The sequence below is a fragment of the Lentzea sp. HUAS12 genome (assembly GCF_024125735.1).
Lineage (GTDB): Bacteria > Actinomycetota > Actinomycetes > Mycobacteriales > Pseudonocardiaceae > Lentzea > Lentzea albida.
The window spans coordinates 8847512-8863573 of the sequence record NZ_CP099738.1 but is presented as its reverse complement, the minus strand read 5'-3'; the positions used below and the strand labels follow the sequence as shown (position 1 = coordinate 8863573).

General features: G+C 70.0%; 14 protein-coding genes. 5 read left to right on the top strand and 9 right to left on the bottom strand.

All coding sequences use genetic code 11. The annotated features are described in order from the left end of the window. Window positions 1-9: 9 nt before the first annotated feature. Window positions 10-1539, bottom strand: a complete 1530-nt coding sequence (gene dacB / locus ND450_RS41665) for a D-alanyl-D-alanine carboxypeptidase/D-alanyl-D-alanine-endopeptidase (protein WP_253323501.1) — start codon at window positions 1537-1539, stop codon at window positions 10-12. Continuing rightward, window positions 1536-2966: an NADP-dependent phosphogluconate dehydrogenase gene (gene gndA, locus ND450_RS41660; protein WP_089917140.1), complete on the bottom strand. Its 1431-nt coding sequence runs from the start codon at window positions 2964-2966 to the stop codon at window positions 1536-1538. The genes dacB and gndA overlap by 4 nt, the downstream gene beginning before the upstream one ends. Window positions 2967-3087: 121 nt before the next feature. Between gndA and ND450_RS41655 the strand changes: the two genes are divergently transcribed. Beyond that, window positions 3088-3390, top strand: coding sequence for a DUF2218 domain-containing protein (locus tag ND450_RS41655; RefSeq protein ID WP_253323500.1), 303 nt, complete (start codon window positions 3088-3090; stop codon window positions 3388-3390). Here the strand turns inward: ND450_RS41655 and ND450_RS41650 are convergent. Further along, window positions 3373-3966 (bottom strand): LysE family translocator, encoded by a 594-nt coding sequence (locus ND450_RS41650; protein WP_253323499.1) that lies wholly within the window; start codon window positions 3964-3966, stop codon window positions 3373-3375. The genes ND450_RS41655 and ND450_RS41650 overlap by 18 nt on opposite strands. Window positions 3967-4026: 60 nt before the next feature. Here ND450_RS41650 and ND450_RS41645 point away from each other — a divergent pair, with 60 nt between their 5' ends. Then, on the top strand, window positions 4027-4536 hold the full coding sequence (locus ND450_RS41645) for an Lrp/AsnC family transcriptional regulator (RefSeq protein ID WP_253323498.1): 510 nt from the start codon (window positions 4027-4029) through the stop codon (window positions 4534-4536). Here the strand turns inward: ND450_RS41645 and ND450_RS41640 are convergent. From ND450_RS41640 to pyk, 3 genes are all read right to left on the bottom strand, one after another. Further along, on the bottom strand, window positions 4533-5054 hold the full coding sequence (locus tag ND450_RS41640) for a Uma2 family endonuclease (RefSeq protein WP_253323497.1): 522 nt from the start codon (window positions 5052-5054) through the stop codon (window positions 4533-4535). The genes ND450_RS41645 and ND450_RS41640 overlap by 4 nt on opposite strands. Before the next feature lie 43 nt (window positions 5055-5097). After that, window positions 5098-6000, bottom strand: coding sequence for an acyl-CoA thioesterase II (gene tesB, locus ND450_RS41635; protein ID WP_089917149.1), 903 nt, complete (start codon window positions 5998-6000; stop codon window positions 5098-5100). A 101-nt stretch (window positions 6001-6101) separates the two neighbouring features. After that, entirely contained in the window at window positions 6102-7526 is a 1425-nt protein-coding gene (gene pyk / locus ND450_RS41630) for a pyruvate kinase (RefSeq protein WP_089917150.1), read from the bottom strand. Between the two features lie 64 nt (window positions 7527-7590). Here pyk and ND450_RS41625 point away from each other — a divergent pair, with 64 nt between their 5' ends. Beyond that, window positions 7591-7935, top strand: coding sequence for a VanZ family protein (locus tag ND450_RS41625; protein WP_089917151.1), 345 nt, complete (start codon window positions 7591-7593; stop codon window positions 7933-7935). Here ND450_RS41625 and ND450_RS41620 read toward each other — a convergent pair. Beyond that, window positions 7883-8599: a DUF2461 domain-containing protein gene (locus ND450_RS41620; protein ID WP_253323496.1), complete on the bottom strand. Its 717-nt coding sequence runs from the start codon at window positions 8597-8599 to the stop codon at window positions 7883-7885. The genes ND450_RS41625 and ND450_RS41620 overlap by 53 nt on opposite strands. 256 nt (window positions 8600-8855) lie before the next feature. Between ND450_RS41620 and ND450_RS41615 the strand changes: the two genes are divergently transcribed. Together ND450_RS41615 and ND450_RS41610 are read left to right on the top strand one after the other, a co-directional pair. Next, on the top strand, window positions 8856-10790 hold the full coding sequence (locus tag ND450_RS41615; protein WP_253323495.1) for a helicase-associated domain-containing protein: 1935 nt from the start codon (window positions 8856-8858) through the stop codon (window positions 10788-10790). A gap of 80 nt (window positions 10791-10870) precedes the next feature. Beyond that, window positions 10871-13735: an NACHT domain-containing NTPase gene (locus tag ND450_RS41610; RefSeq protein ID WP_253323494.1), complete on the top strand. Its 2865-nt coding sequence runs from the start codon at window positions 10871-10873 to the stop codon at window positions 13733-13735. A gap of 28 nt (window positions 13736-13763) precedes the next feature. Here the strand turns inward: ND450_RS41610 and ND450_RS41605 are convergent, their stop codons facing one another. Then, a complete protein-coding gene (locus ND450_RS41605) occupies window positions 13764-14576 on the bottom strand; it encodes a DNA/RNA non-specific endonuclease (protein WP_253323493.1) in 813 nt (270 codons plus the stop codon). A 148-nt stretch (window positions 14577-14724) separates the two neighbouring features. Then, on the bottom strand, window positions 14725-16053 hold the full coding sequence (locus ND450_RS41600) for a SulP family inorganic anion transporter (protein WP_253323492.1): 1329 nt from the start codon (window positions 16051-16053) through the stop codon (window positions 14725-14727). Between the last annotated feature and the right edge of the window lie 9 nt (window positions 16054-16062).

Below are 16062 nucleotides of genomic sequence, written 5' to 3'. Positions count from 1 at the left end.
GGGCTTCTCCTAGCAGGTAGCGATCCAGGAGCACTCCACGTCGACGCGCTCCTTGGCGGGAACCGACGTGCGGTCCTGCGCCGGAGCCTTGCGCTGCTGCGGCACGGACTGCACCTGCGGCGCCACCGCCCCGCCCTCCGAGGCCAGGCGCACGGCGATCCTGTCCTCGATGGCACGCGGGCTGTTGAACAGCAGGACGTTGTTCTGCACCACCGAGAACACCAGCTCGCGGCCCGCCTGCGTGGTCACGTAGCCGGACAGGCCGGAGACGCCCGAGAGCGACCCGGTCTTGGCCTTCACGTTGCCCGCCGCCGGGGTGTTCTTCATGCGGTTGACCAGGGTGCCGTCGACACCGGCGACGGGCAGCGAGGCCTGCCACGCGGCGAACCACGGCTTGGTCTTCGCCTTGACCAGCACCGAGGTGAGGTCGTCGGGCGAGAACTGGTCGAGCCGCGACATGCCGGAGCCGTCGAAGACCTCGACCGCGTTCGGGTCGACGCCCAGACCGGCCCACTTGGTGCTGAGCTGGTTGACACCGTTGGTGAACGAGCCACCCGCGGTCTTGACCAGCACCTCGGCCAGCATGTTGTTGCTGTCCTTGAGCAACGGCTTGACGAGCTCGCCGAGCGTCATCGACGTATCGGTCGCGAGGACGGTGGCACCCGCGGGCGCCTTCTGCCTCCTGACCCCGCCGGTGACGGTGATCCCGCTGGCCTGCAACGCCTTCTGGAACACCGACGTGACGAGTCCCGTCGGGTCCTTGACCGTCGACAGCGCCGTCGTCTCCACCGAGGTCGACCCGCTGACGAAGATCCGGTTCGTGCCGTGCTCGCGCTGCACGGAGATGCCGGCGTTGCCGGTCGTCGCCGTGGACACGACCTGCACGTGGTCGTTCGCCGGTTCGGTCGTCACGACGGCCGGTGCGCCCGCTGCGGCGCCCGGCTTGACGCGCACGACGACCGTGCCCGCGCTGAACTTCGCGTCCGGCGAGAGGGTGAGGGCCGACGTCTCCGCGCTGTAGGAGTACGGCTCGTCGTCCCACGCCCAGCCGGTGCCGTACGGCGTCGCGTCGAACTTGGTGTCGTCGACGACCAACGCACCGTTCACGGTCGTGACACCGCTGGCCTTCAACGTGTCCGCGAGCTGCTGGTAGCGCAGCCGGGACATCGTCGGGTCGCCACCGCCGCGCAGCACCAGGTCGCCGTTGAGCGCCGCACCGGACCTCGTGCCGCCGGAGACCAGTTCGGTCTTCCAGCGGTGGTCGGGGCCCAGCAGGTCCAGCGCCGTCGTCGTGGTGAGCAGCTTCAGGTTCGACGCGACCTGCGACCGCCTGCCGCTCTGCCTGGTGTAGATCACTTCTCCGGAGTCGGCGTCCCGCACGACCAGGCCGACGTCCGCGCCCTTGAGCGCGTCGTCGGCCAGGATCGCGTCGAGATCAGCCGTGAGGGCCTCGTTCCCGACCGCCACGGCGCCGCCGCTGGACGTCAGGGAGAACCCTGCCGCCACAGCGACGACCGCCCCCAGAACACGAAATCTCACGCTTCCACCTCTGATCGATCACCCGACCACAACGTGTGGAAGCTACCGGGCTTGTCGATCCGCCTGTACGTGTGCGCACCGAAGAAGTCGCGCTGTCCCTGGACGAGCGCGGCGGGCAGGCGCTCGGAGCGAAGTCCGTCGTAGTAGGCCAAAGCGGACACGAAGCCAGGAGTCGGCACGCCGGCTTCCACCGCACGGACCACGACCCTGCGCCAAGCGGCCTCCGCGTTCTGCACCGCGTCGCGGAAGTAGTTGTCCACCAACAAGGACTCGATGTCCGCGTTCGCGTCGTAGGCCTCGCGGATGCGGTTGAGGAACTGCGCGCGGATGATGCAGCCGCCACGCCAGATCGTCGCCATGGCGCCGAGGTCGATGTTCCAGTCGAAGTTCTTCGACGCCTCGCGGATCATGTCGAAGCCCTGCGCGTAGGCGACGACCTTGGACGCGTAGAGCGCCTGGCGCACGTCGTCCACCAGGTCGGCGTCCGGCTTCGCGACGACCTCGCTGGCGCCGAACGCCTCGCGCACGGCCTTGCGCTGGTCGGTGTGGCCGGACAGCGAGCGCGCGAACACGGCCTCGGCGATGCCGGTGACCGGCACGCCCAGCTCCAGCGCCTCCTGCACGGTCCAGCGACCGGTGCCCTTCTGCTCCGCCGCGTCCTCGATGACCTGCACGAGCGGCGTGCCGTTCGCGTCGACGTGCTTGAGGACCTCGGCGGTGATCTCGACCAGGTACGACTCCAGGTCGCCCGAGTTCCACTGCGTGAAGACCTCGGAGATCTCCGCCGGCGTCTGCCCGCCGATGCGGGAGAGCAGGTCGTAGGCCTCGGCGATCAGCTGCATGTCGGCGTACTCGATGCCGTTGTGCACCATCTTCACGAAGTGCCCGGCGCCGTCCGGCCCGACGTGCACGCAGCACGGCTGACCGTCCACCTTGGCCGCGATCTCCTCGAAGACCGGCCCGACGTGCTTGTAGGACTCGGCCGGGCCGCCCGGCATGATGCTGGGGCCGTTGAGCGCGCCCTCCTCGCCACCGGAGATGCCGGCGCCGACGAACAGCAGCCCCTTCTCCTTCAGCGCGGCCTCACGGCGGCGCGTGTCGGCGTAGTGGGCGTTGCCGCCGTCGATGACCATGTCACCGGGCTCGAGGATCTCACTCAGCTCGTCGATGACGGCGTCGGTGGGGCCACCGGCCTTGACCATGATGATGATCTGGCGCGGCGTCTGCAGGCTGTCGACCAGGTCCTGCAACGTCTCGGCGCCGACGAAGTCGCCCTCGTGGCCGTGCTCTTCCAGCAGGGCCTTCATCTTCGCGGGGGTCCGGTTGTGCACGGCGGTTTTGAAGCCGTGGCGCGCGAGGTTGCGCGCGAGGTTGCTGCCCATGGTGGCCAGACCGGTGACCGCGATACGTGCTTTGCCTTCCGTCATGCGCAACAGCCTGCCGTGTTCTTCAGGTTTACGCGAGATGTCACAGGGTGTTCTCAGACTCCGTTTCGGCAGGTGAACCGCGTCACGTGCCGGCACGTATGGCTAGGCGTAAGTTGGCTTCATGACGGAATTCACGAGCGTGGGACGCTCGGCGACCGACCGCGCCTCGAGGTACGGCTCGCAGCTGGTGAAGCACTTCACGCACAAGGACCTCGAAGGGTCCTGGGAGGACACCCGCGGCTTCGTGCGCTTCTCGGCGGGCCTGGCTGAGTTCGAGGCTCTCGAGGACGTTCTGGTGATGCGCGTGGTGGCGGCCTCCGAGGAGGACACGGCCCGCCTGCGCGACGTCGTGGAACGCCACCTCGTCCGCTTCGGCACCCGCGACGAGCTGACCGTCACGTGGGACTCAGGTAGCGAGAACTGACGCCGCCAGCCCGATGAGAGCGGTTCCACAGACCCGCTCGAAGTGCGCGCGGGTCCTCGGCCTGCTGAGCAGCCTGCCGAGCTGACGCGCGCTCGGCACCACGATCACCCAGAACACCGCGAACACCCCGACCGTGACCGCGCTGAGCAGCGCCGCCTGCGGCAGCGGCGCGGCGTTCGGGTCCATCGCCTGCGGGATGAGGCTCAGGAACGTGAGCATCACCTTGGGGTTCAACAGGTCGCACAACATGCCGCGCAGGAACACGTTCTTCTGCTGCGGCTGCTCGGCGAGGGGTTTGTTCGCCGTCCGGAGCGTCATGAACCCGATGTAGGCGAGGTACGCGGCGCCGATCGCCTTGACCACGAACAACGCCGTGGGCGCCGCCGCCACGAGCGCGGACAACCCGACTGTCGCGAGCGTCCCGTGGACCAGGAGCCCGGTCAGCACGCCGAGCGCCGCCTCGACGCCCCTGCGGAAGCTCCTGACCGCGTTCCCCATGACCAGTACGAAGTCGGGTCCGGGCACGACCGTGATGACCACGAGTGCCAGCAGGAACGACGTCCACGCGATGTGCATGACGCAGATCGTCTGCGCTTTGTTCGTGTGCGTTCCAGCAGATCAGTACGATGTTCGGTTATGCGCGAACAAGCCGAACTGGATTCGGTCGACTGGCACATCCTGGAGGAGTTGCAGAACGACGCCACCCTCCCGAACCGGACCCTGGCGGAGATCGTCGGGCTCGCGCCGTCGTCCTGCCTGCAGCGCGTGCGCCGGCTGCGCGACCTCGGGGTGATCACGGGGTCGCACGCCGTGGTGGACCCCGCGACCACCGGGCTGCCCTTGGAGGCCGTGATCTCGGTGAACGTGCGGCCGCACACCCGTGTGGTGGTGGCCGGGTTCCGGGCGTTCGTGATGGCGCAGCCGGAGACGCGGTCGATCTTCCACGTGTCCGGGCAGGCCGACTTTCTGATCCACATCGCCGTGGCCGGTTCCACGCACCTGCAGGCGTTCCTGATGGACAAGATCGCTTCGCGGACGGAGGTGCGGAACCTGACGTCGTCGGTGGTGCTGGAGCGGGTGGAGACCCGTGCGCTGACGCCGCCCGCGAACCTGCGGCCGACCCATCGGCGGCGCCGCGCGGACTAGCGGCGGCGGGTCAGCGCGTCGAGGTCGAAGGACAGCGGAGCGGGCCGGGTCAGCTTCACCTCGCCCACACCGTCCTCCACGAGCTCGTAGATGCCGTCGACGAGTTCGAAGGCCGTCAGGCTGATCGGGTCGGCCAGTTCGATCAACCAGTAGTGCGCGATTCCCGCTTTGGCGTACTGCGTGGGCTTGGTGACACGATCGACTCGCTCGGAGCCGGGTGACACGATCTCCACCGCGAGGACCACGTCCCTCACGTCGAAACGCTGGGGGTTGCGATCGGCCGCCTCTGCCGTCACCACGACGATGTCGGGCTTGCGCACGGTGGGCCGGTTCGAGTCGTCGATCACCACGTCGACGTTGTGAAAGGCGACGAGGTCGTCCGGAAGCCGCTCGTCGAGCCAGTAGGCCAGCCGGCTCCTGGCCTTCTGGTGCAGAGGTGTCGAAGCAGTCAGCACGTGCAGGACACCATCTACGAGTTCGAGATCCTTGTCCTCTGGCGTCGCGTCCCACTCGTTCAAGTTCACGAGTCAAGCCATCGGCAGGCCCGCACCGCGCCCTTGATCACTCGGACGGCTTGATCACCCGGATCAGCCCCTCCTGCACGACGGTCGCCACCAACTGCCCGTCCTGCGTGAAGAACCGCCCGGTCGCCAACCCCCGGTTCCCGGATGCGGAAGGCGAAGAGGTGTCGTACAGCAACCACTCGTCGGCCCGGAACGGGCGGTGGAACCACATCGCGTGGTCCAGCGACGCCCCGAGGACCTTGTCCAGCCCCCAATAAACGCCGTGCCGTGCCAGAACCCCGTCCAGCAACGTCATGTCCGACGCGTACGTCATGACGCAGAGCTGCAGCATCGGGTCGTCCGGCAGCTTGCCGTCCGCCTTCATCCACACCTGGGACGCGGCCGCGCCCGGACCGTCCTCACGCGACTCCCACGGCGGCTCCGTCACGTAGCGGACGTCGATGGGGCGCGGGAACTTCAGGTTCACCAGCGAGTAGCCGGCCACGGACTCGCTCCACGTCGGCAACGACTCGGGGTCCGGCACGTCGGGCATCTCGGAGGTGTGCTCGACGCCCTGTTCCTCCACCTGGAACGACGCGGAGAGCGAGAAGATCGCCTTGCCGTGCTGCACGGCCACGACGCGGCGGGTGGTGAACGAGCGGCCGTCGCGGATGCGGTCCACCTCGTACACGATCGGCACGCGCGGGTCGCCGGGGCGGATGAAGTACGAGTGCAGCGAGTGCACGCGGCGTTCGACCGGGACGGTGCGGCCGGCGGCCACCAGGGCCTGGCCCGCCACCTGGCCGCCGAAGACGCGCACCGGCGACTCCGCCGGGGACACACCGCGGTAGATGTTCTCCTCGATGCGTTCCAGGTCGAGCAACGCGACCAGGTCGTCCACTGCGGATTGTCCGCTCACCCCGGACGGGTGCGAAGCGGCGGCACGGGCGGCCTCAGTCACGGCAGAACTCTCCCTAAACCATCAGGCGCGAAACGGCCCCGCACCCTCACACGACCAGTATGAGGGGGCGGGGCCGCCGTCGTGACTGAGAGGCCGACCACTTACGCGTGGTCGTCCTCGCCCAGCCGGTGCACGCGGATGAGGTTCGTCGAGCCGATGGTGCCGGGAGGCGAGCCGGCGACGACGACCATGAGGTCGCCAGCCTGGTAGCGGCCGATCTCGATCATGGCCACGTCGACCTGGCGGACCATCTCGTCGGTGGACTCCACGCGCGGCACCAGGAACGTCTCGGTGCCCCACGTCAGCGCGAGCTGCGAGCGCACCGCGGGCTCCGGCGTGAACGCCAGCAGCGGCAGGTGCGTGTGCAGGCGCGCGAGACGGCGGACCGTGTCACCGGACTGCGTGAACGCGACCAGGGCCTTGGCGTTGAGGCGCTCGCCGATGTCGCGGGCCGCGTACGAGATCACGCCGCGCTTGGTGCGCGGGACGTGCGTCAGCGGCGGCACGACGACCGACTCGGTCTCGACGGCCTCGATGATGCGGCCCATGGTCTGCACGGACTCGATGGCGTAGCGGCCGACCGAGGTCTCGCCGGACAGCATCAGGGCGTCCGCGCCGTCGAGCACCGCGTTCGCGACGTCGGACGTCTCGGCGCGGGTCGGGCGGGAGTTGGTGATCATCGAGTCGAGCATCTGGGTCGCGACGATGACCGGCTTCGCGTTCTCGCGGGCGATCTGGATCGCGCGCTTCTGCACGAGCGGCACGTGCTCCAGCGGGAGCTCGACGCCCAGGTCACCGCGGGCGACCATGACGCCGTCGAACGCGAGGACGATGGCCTCGAGGTTGTCCACGGCCTCCGGCTTCTCGATCTTCGCGATCACCGGGAGGCGCTTGCTGCCCGAGCGGTCCATGACCTGGTGGACCAGGTCGATGTCCGCCGGCGAGCGCACGAACGACAGGGCGATGAAGTCCACGCCCAGCGAGAGCGCGAACTCGAGGTCCTCGATGTCCTTCTCGGACAGCGCGGGCACGGACACGTCCATGCCGGGCAGCGAGAGGCCCTTGTTGTTGCTGACGGGTCCGCCTTCGGTGACCTCGCACACGACGTCGGAACCTTCGACGTCGACGACCACGAGGCCGACCTTGCCGTCGTCCACGAGCAGGCGGTCGCCGACCTTGGCGTCCTTCGCGAGCTCCTTGTACGTCGTCGACACGCGGTCGTGCGTGCCCTCGACGTCTTCGACGGTGACGCGGACGACGTCGCCGGTGTTCCAGTCGACCGGACCCGCGGCGAAACGGCCGAGGCGGATCTTGGGGCCCTGGAGGTCGGCGAGGATGCCCACGGCGCGGCCCGACTCGTCGGCTGCCGCGCGGACCATGTCGTAAACCTGCTTGTGGTCGGCATGGCTGCCGTGGCTGAAGTTCATCCTGGCCACGTCCATACCGGCCGCTACCAGGTCGCGGACCTTGTCCGGCGTGCCAGTGGCGGGACCGAGGGTACAGACGATCTTTGCGCGTCGACTCACGTCTAGAGAGAGTAGACCCCGTTCCTGGACCGATCCCGAACTACTCCTGGGTAATGTTTCCGCAATGGGTCGAGTACTGCCTTTCGTGACCGCGGCGTTGCTCAGCGTCATCGTCCTGTTCACCCCCGAGTCAGGTGTGCCGAGCTCCCCGCCGGGCACGGACAAGGTCGTCCACACCCTGCTGTTCGCCCTTCTGGCGTTCACCGGCCTGTACGCGAGGATTCGTCACATCCTGCTCGCGCTCGTCGTTTACGCAGGGGTTTCGGAGGTGTTGCAGCAGTTGATCACGCCGCTGCACCGCAGCGGGGACGTGCTCGACGCCCTGGTGGACGTGCTCGGGATCGGCCTCGGCTGGGCTATCGCCGCGGCTGTTCGCTCACGCCGACGTGGTCCTCGCACCACGCGTTGAAGTCCTTGAGCTGCCTCCACGACTTGCGCACCCTGTCGAGACAGCCCGGCTCGTGCAGCACGTCGTCCGGCCCCCACACCTTGCGCACGTAGATCGACCGGTGCTTGAGCAGGTCGAGGTGCGGGTGGTCGTCGGCGAACCCGCGCGGCTTGGACTTCATCACGTCGCCCGCGACCGTCCAGCCCTGCTTGACGAGCTTGTCCACGATCCCGCGCAGCAGGACGCCGTGGGCGTCGACCGAGGCGCGGTAGCGGGCCAGCTGGTCCGACTGCATGTGGAACGAGCCGCCGCCGACCATCAGGCCCTCGGGGCTGAGCTGCACGTAGTACGCGCCGCCGCCGCGACCCTTCTCGATCACGCCGCCGCAGTGGTCCTTGTACGGCGTCTTGTCCTTGGCGAACCGCACGTCGCGGTACGGCCGGAACACCTTGCCCTCGCCGAACTCCTTCTCCAGCGCGAGCAGCAGCGCCTCCATCGGAGCCCGCACGTCGCGCAGGTAGGTCTCCTTGTTGTCGTCCCAGTACGCCTTCGAGTTGTCCAGGACCAGACCGTCGAAGAAGTCGATGGCGTACTCGCCGAAACCGCTGAACCCGGCGTGCTCCCCCGACCGACCGCCGGGATTTCCGGCGCGACCGGACCGCACCCGGGACACTTCCTGCTTCATCGCCCTGCATCTCCTCCGCGGAAGGACCCACCCGGCGCCACACCCGGACGACGCCAGGTTCTGATCCTGCTGGACGGCAGCCGGCGAAGGCGCCTCGGGTGCGGACCAGCCTATCGAACAGGCATTCGACTGAACGTCCAGGGGGAGCAATCCGCAGGCCACGCAGACGCGTCAATAGGCCGAAGTCGTGAACGCCCGATCGCCCATGTGCGTGAAAATTCGTTTGAGGACACACAACCGGTCCATAATCCGACGAATGCCACGCCGCATCAACGCGCTCGCTTCCTGGCTCCTCCAACTGGGACCGGACGAGGTGGCCGCGGTACTCGTGCACCGCCGCGACGTCGCGGACCGGTACCTCCGCACGCTGAAGGACCTGGCGACCCAGCTCACCGACTCCGACTCGGTGCACGCCGCCGAGGCCACGCTGGACCAGGGCGCGCTCGACGTGCTCGGCGCGATCGTCGCGCAGGGCAACAACGGAACCATCGACACGGTGTGCGCCGAACTGCGGTGTTCGGTGGGCGACTTCGAACGGGCGCTCGGCGAGCTCAAGCGGCGGGCGCTGGCCTGGCCGGAGGGGCCGAGGCTCGCCGCGGTGAACTCGGTGCGGGCGACCGGCGCCGTGCAGGGTCAGCTGACGTTGCGGCCGCGGACGCCGAGGAGGCGCAGGGCGTCCGAGATCTCGCCGGTCGTGCCAGCCATGTCCACTGTGGATGGAGTGGCGCGGTTGCTGGCGCACTGCGAGCAGGACACGTTCGACGCGCGGTACACCGGTGGCGTGGCGACGGTGGAGATCCGGCGGGTCGCGCGGGCGCTGCGGGTCCCGGACGGCGTGCTGCGGCTCTGGCTGGAGCTCGCCGCCGAGGCCCAGCTCGTCGGGGTCGAACGCTCGCGGCTGCTGCCGACGAGGCACGGTGACGCATGGCTCGACTCGCAGCCGGGACCGCGGCTCGCGGCGCTGGTCGCGGCGTGGCGGCGGATGGACTGGCGGCCGGAGCCGGACCAGGCGCGGGCGGCGTTGCGCGACTACACCGGTGCCGCCGGCCTCGCGCTGCGGCGCGGCGCGCTGGAGCGGTTCTCGGCCCAGGAGGCCTTCACCGACATCACCGAACTGGTCGAGGACCTGTCCTGGGAACGTCCCGCGGTGCACGACCCGCGCGCGACGGCGGCGGTGGTGGCCGAGATGGAATCGCTCGGCCTGGTCGCCGGTGGCGCGCTGACGCCGTTGGGCGTGGCGGTGCAGGAGGACGGTGACGTCGAGGCCGCGGCGTGCGCGTTGATGCCCCCGGCGACGCAGAAGGCCGCGTTCCAGACGGACATGACGGCGGTGGTGAACGGGCTGCCGTCGCCGGAGCTGAGCGCGACGCTGAACCTCGTGGCGGACCTGGAGGACAACGACGCGGCACGGGTGTGGCGGCTGTCCGCCGGGTCGGTGCGGCGCGCGCTCGACTCGGGGCTGTCCGCCGACGACGTGCTCGCGAAGCTCGCTTCCGTCTCGGACGCCGCCCTGCCGCAGGTCGTCGAGTACCAGGTGCGGGACGTGGCGCGCCGGCACGGCCAGCTGACGGTGACGGACGTGGCGAGCTGCGTGCGGGCCTCGGATCCCGCGCTGCTGCAGGAGATCGTGAAGTCGAAGAGACTGGGGCCGCTGAAGCTGCGGTTCCTCGCGCCGACCGTGCTGGCCTCGGACCGGCCGATGGCCGAGACCCTCGTGGCGCTGCGCCGGTGCGGGTATGCGCCGACCGGCCTCGACGCCGGCGAGAAGTCCATTGTGGAGAGTGTGGAACGGCGTCGTGCGCCCGCCCGCGGCGAGCGCCGCCCGGAGCGCTGGTGGCGCACGGAGATGGACGACCTGGAGCTGACCCAGCTCGCGGTCCGGCTGGTGGAGCAGGAGAAACCGGGCGTCGGGCGCGGCACGCCGCGGGCCAACGCGGCGCGGATGCTGCGCGACCAGAACGTCTTCCTGCGCGACGAGGAGGTCGTGCTGCTGTCGTCGGCGTTGGTCGACGGGAGCCGCGTCGAGATCAAGTACGCGACCGGGCCGCGCAGGACGGAGACGCACGTGATCGTGCCGACCAAGCACCTCGACGGCGTGGTGAGCGCGGACTGCGGGGACGGCACGAGCAGGGAGTTCGACATCGGTCACGTCCGCAAGGTCGCCCTGCCCGAGGTGGACCTGCCCAGGTGAACCGGAGCGGCTGAGCAGGGGCGGATGAACAGCTGGTGAAGTCCGCCGCCGCCAGGTGATCACGTGCTGATACTGGAGGTGTGGCCGACCCGTTTTCCGCCGGACTGCTGATGGTGCTGGAGACCGTGCTGGAGCGCGTGCTGCTCGGTCTGTTCGAGGTCGTGCACAAGGGCGCCAAGGACAAGAAGCGGCAACGAGAGCTGACCCGGCCGGGGCCCCTGGTGGAACGGGTCAGCGCGGAGCTCGCCCGCGGTGAGCTGAGCACCGTCGAGGAACACGAGTGGCAGGCCGCCGTGGACGCGGTGCGCGAGTCGATCGAGGCCTCGCTGCCGTTGCGCCCGGACGAGGCGCTCAAGGTCATGCTGACGCCCGAGTCGTTGCGGGCCCACGTGATGGCGAGGTCGGAGCGGATCCGGCGGGCGGCGGGCCTGTCCGAGCAGGCGACGGCGGTCTACGACGCGTTGCTGCTGCGGGTGTGCGTGGCGGTCGTCGAACTGGTGTGGTCGCAACCGGAGTACGCGCGCCGGCTCGCGGTGGAGGTGTTCCGGATGGGCCGCGCGACCGCCGACGCCGTGGCGCGGCTCGCGGACCAGCGGCAACTCGCTCTGACAGCGGCTCACCGGGACTTCGAGGACCGCTACGCCGACCAGGTCGCGTACGCGCTGGGCGGCCTGGAGCTGTTCGGCGTGACGCGCGGGCGGGCGCCGCGCAGGCACTCGTTCGACTCGTCGTACGTGTCGCTGGCGGTGGCCCGGGTCGGGGACACCGACGAGCTGACGGGCGCCGGACTGCCGGTCGCGGCGGCACTGGCGGACGCGCACCGGGTGCTCATCCGGGGCGGCGCGGGCGCGGGCAAGACGACGTTCCTGCGCTGGCTCGCGATGAACGCGCTGGGCCAGACGCGGGCCTCGGGCGACGAGTGGCTCGGGCTGGTGCCGTTCTTCGTGCCGTTGCGGCAGTGCACGACGCTGCCGAAGCCGGAGGAGTTCATCTCGGCGACCGCCTCGATGATCGAGGAGGAGAAGCCGCCCGGCTGGGTCACCGCACGCCTCAAGGAGGGCCGCGCGCTCGTCCTGGTCGACGGCGTGGACGAGCTCGTGTGGGAACGCAGGGCCGAGGCGCGGCGGTGGCTCGAGGAGCTCGTCACCGCCTACCCCGGCGCCCGGTACGCGGTCACGACGCGTCCGGCGGCGGTGCCGGAGGACTGGCTGGAGGACCTGGATTTCGCCGCGTTCGACCTGCTGCCGTTGAGCGACAAGGGTGTCCGCGACTTCGTGGAGGCCTGGCACACCGCCGCCCGCGACGAGCCGGGCCTGTCGCGGGACGCGCGGGTGTGGCTGACCGACTGCGAGGCGCGGCTGGTGGCGACGCTGGTGAAGCGGCCGGACCTGCGTCGGCTGGCGTCGAGCCCGTTGCTGGCGGGACTGTTGTGCGCGTTGCACCAGGACCGGAACATGCACCTCCCGCGCGACCGCCGCTCGTTGTACGAGGCCGCGCTGGACCTGCTGCTGGTGCGGTGGGACGAGGACCGAGGGCTCGCGCTGCCGTCGTTCTCCAAGGAGGAGCAGCTCGTCCTGCTGCAACGGTTCGCGTACTCGCTGGTGCGCAACCGCGAGCTGACGGTGCCGCGCGAGGAGGCCGTGCACCGGCTCGGCAACGCGATGCGCGGGCTGCGCTCGCACGACGTCGACCCGGACGTCGCGATGCAACGCCTGCTGGAACGCGCCGGGTTGCTGCGGGAGGTGCCGTCGGAACGCGTGCAGTTCGTGCACCGGACGTTCCGCGACTACCTGGCGGCCAAGGAGGTCGTGGACGCCGGCGACCTGAACCTGCTGGTGGACAGGGCACATCTCGACGAGTGGCACGACGTCGTGGTCATGGCGGTCGCGCACGCCCGCCCGCGGGAACGGGCCCGCGTGCTGATGGACCTGCTGGCGGGCAACGACGACACCCGCAAGGACGAACGCGGCCGGGACAAGCTGCGGCTGCTCGCGCTGGCGTGCCTCGACCAGGCCGACGTGATCGAACCGGAGACCGCGCGCGCTCAGGTGACGGCCGCGGCCGCCTCGCTGATCCCGCCGACGAGCTTCGCGCACGCCGACGCCCTGTCCGAGGCCGGGTCGTTCGTGGTGGACCTGCTGCCGGGCCCGGAGGCCTCCGGGGAAGCCGCGTACATCGTGCGGACCCTCGCCACCATCGGCGGCGAGGGCGCGTGGGAGCGGATCGCGGAGTTCGTCGCCGTGGACCACGCGATGGTCATCGACGAGCTGCTGCGGGCGTGGCGGAACACGCCGGACGCGGAGAAGTACGCCAGGTCTGTGCTGTCCAAAGTGGACTTCGGTGACCGGCGGGTGGACGTCCGCGGCTGGCACCGGATCCAGTTCATCATGCACCTGGAGAAGCTGCGGTACGTGCGGTGCATCGGCAACATCAACCCGCTGGACCCGCTGGGCGCCATGCCGTCGCTGCACCGGCTGGAGCTGTGGCAGAACGAGGTCATGCGCGACCTCTCGCCGTTGGGGACCTCGCGCTCGTTGAAGGAGCTGCACCTGAGCCGCTGCCGTCCGCTCGGGCGCATCGACCTGGCGCCGGTGAAGGACCTCGACGAGCTGCACCTGCACTTCAGCCGCGTCGACCTGGAGTCGCTCGACGGCGGTGCGCTGCGGAGGTTGCAGATCCGCGACTCGGGCACCGACGAGGGGCTGGCCGCGTTGCCCGACCTGCCCGCGTTGCGCGAGCTGGCGATCGACCACCGCCCGCCGTACCCGCTCGCGGGGCTGGAGCGGTGGCCGACCGTCACGGCGCTGGAGGTGTTCGGGGTGCCGGCGGCGGACGACCTGCGCGCGCTGCCGGCGTTGGACCGCCTCGTGGTGCACCAGCCGGAGTCCCTGGCGCGGCTGGAGGAGCTGCGGGGGCGGCTGCCCGGGGTGACCGTCACGACGTGACGCGGGGCGGGCCGCCCACGCGCCTACCTCACCACCGGATGTCCGCCAGGCTGTCCAGCGGCTTGCGCTCCCCCTCCTCCAGCAGCTGCACCGACGCCGTGTCCGCCCCGTGCAGCTCGGCCGGGAACGTCAGGCTCAGCCGCTTCTCGAGCTCCGCCAGCGACACCTGGAACACCCGGAACTCGTCCAGGTCCAGGGCCTCGGCCAGGACGATGTTCTGCGTCAGCAGGAACGCGCTGCACCGCAGCTCGCCGTCCACCACGAAGGCGATCGCCTTGTAGAACTCGCGCGGGATCGCGACACCGCGGAACACCCTGTCGTCGGCGTTGAAGACCGGACCGCCGTAGACGCTGACCTTGAGGTTGTCGACGTCGACGTCCGCGAGCACCGCGTCCTCGAGCCTGCCCCAGAGCCCTTCCTTCGTGCTCTGGTTGAAGTCGTCCATCTGCGGCGTGATGTTCGTGAAGAAGAACGAGTCCTTGTTCGCCTTCTGCGCCTCGGCCTTCGGGCCCCAGCACAGGTCGGCGCGCCGGGCGAGGTGGCCGCGGTCGAGCCGGTTGTCGCGGTAGAGCTCGTCGCCGGTCTGGAACTGCGCCGGGACGCGCGGGTCCTTGACGAACGGGATGTTGCTGCGGCTCAACGCCTTCAGCTCGCCGCCGTCGACGTTCCAGGCGACCCAGCTCGCGAACTTGCGCGACTTGCTCATCGCGAGGGAGAAGTGCGTGTAGTCGATCGTGGTCTCGCCGTCGAGCTCCACCGCGTCGGCCGCGCCCGACTCGGTCAGGACCGGGATGCCGGCGGTGGTGCCGAGGAACTTCGCGTCAAACCCTGCGCTGGTCATGTGTCGCCCCCTACTGGTTCACCTTCAGGGTCGACATCTCCCACAGCCGCGTTAGCCCCGTGCACCCGAACGGCCCAATGTTCACCGGCTCTTCCCCGCCGGTTCGCCGGGAAGGCGCCGCGACCGGACGGCCGCGGCGCCCGCACCGCTACCGTCCGACGAGCTCGACGGTCTTGCCGGCCTTGCGCGACTGGTCGACCCACTGGTCGATCGCCTGCCCGCAGGCCTGGTCGAGGTGCCGGACCCCGCTCAGGTCCATCCGGACGTGCTCGCGGTCGACCCGCTCCAGTTCGTCCAGCAGCACGGGCAGCCGCAGGAAGGTCGCGTTGCCGCGCAACGCCACCCCCTCCGGCGTCACGGTCACCTGCAGCCTCGACACGTCCCAGGCCGTCTTGACCACCGCGGCGAGCAGGCCCACCACCGTGCCGGTCAGCAGGTCGGTGCCCACGATGAGGCCGGCCGTCAGCACGAAGACGCCCATCTCGGCCTTGTCCGTGCGCCACAACGCGACGACCTCGCGCAGGCCGAGCAGCTTCCACCCGGCGTGCACCAGCACCGCCGCCAGCACGGCGATCGGGATCAGCGTCAACAGCCCCGGCAGCAGCACCACGAACAGCAGCAGCCACACGCCGTGCAGCACCCGGGACGCCTTCGTCCTGGCCCCCGCCGCCACGTTGGCCGAGCTGCGCACGATCACCGCCGTCATCGGCAGCGCGCCGAGCAGGCCGCAGATCGAGTTGCCGACGCCCTGCGCCACCAGCTCCTTGTTGTACTGCGTGCGCGGGCCGCTGTGCATGCGGTCGACCGCGGCGGCGCTGAACATGCTCTCGGCAGAGGCGACGAGGGCGAACACCACTGCCGTGCCGATGACCCCGGTGTCGAGCAACGAGAAGTTCGGCAGGTGCACGTCCGTCGACAGGGTGCCGACCGTGATCTTCTCGACCGACGACGCGAACACCGTCGCGATCGCGGTGCAGACGACCACGCCGACGAGGATGCCGGGCACCACGCGCATCGGCGTGCGCTGCCACAGCAGCATGATCAGCACCGTGAGCAGGCCGAGCGCGGCCGCCACCGGCGAGACGACCAGGTGCCTGAGCTGGCCGAAGATCAGGACCAGCCCGATGCCGGCGAGCATGCCCTGCACCACCGACGGGGAGATCGCGCGGAACCAGCGTCCGCACCGAGCTAAGCCCAGCACGACCTGCAGCAGTCCGGCGCCGAGGACGATGACGCCCAGCGCTTCCAGTCCGTGCCGGGAGACGGCGTCCGCCACCAACACCGTCAGCCCGGCGGCCGGTCCGCTCACCTGCATCGTGCTGCCCGGCAGCAGGCCGACGACGATGCCGCCGACCACTCCCGTCACGATGCCGAGTTCGGCCGGCACCCCGGACGCCACCGCCACGCCCACGCACAGCGGCAACGCCACGAGGAACACGACGACCGATGCGCCGAGATCGGCCCAATGCTTCTTCATCACGTCGAG

Coding starts and splice junctions, on each gene's coding strand:
- gndA (WP_089917140.1), bottom strand. CDS start 2,966: ATGACGGAAGGCAAAGCACGTATCGCGGTCACCGGTCTGGCCACCATG.
- ND450_RS41655 (WP_253323500.1), top strand. CDS start 3,088: ATGACGGAATTCACGAGCGTGGGACGCTCGGCGACCGACCGCGCCTCG.
- ND450_RS41650 (WP_253323499.1), bottom strand. CDS start 3,966: ATGCACATCGCGTGGACGTCGTTCCTGCTGGCACTCGTGGTCATCACG.
- ND450_RS41645 (WP_253323498.1), top strand. CDS start 4,027: ATGCGCGAACAAGCCGAACTGGATTCGGTCGACTGGCACATCCTGGAG.
- ND450_RS41625 (WP_089917151.1), top strand. CDS start 7,591: ATGGGTCGAGTACTGCCTTTCGTGACCGCGGCGTTGCTCAGCGTCATC.
- ND450_RS41620 (WP_253323496.1), bottom strand. CDS start 8,599: ATGAAGCAGGAAGTGTCCCGGGTGCGGTCCGGTCGCGCCGGAAATCCC.
- ND450_RS41615 (WP_253323495.1), top strand. CDS start 8,856: ATGCCACGCCGCATCAACGCGCTCGCTTCCTGGCTCCTCCAACTGGGA.
- ND450_RS41605 (WP_253323493.1), bottom strand. CDS start 14,576: ATGACCAGCGCAGGGTTTGACGCGAAGTTCCTCGGCACCACCGCCGGC.
- ND450_RS41600 (WP_253323492.1), bottom strand. CDS start 16,053: ATGAAGAAGCATTGGGCCGATCTCGGCGCATCGGTCGTCGTGTTCCTC.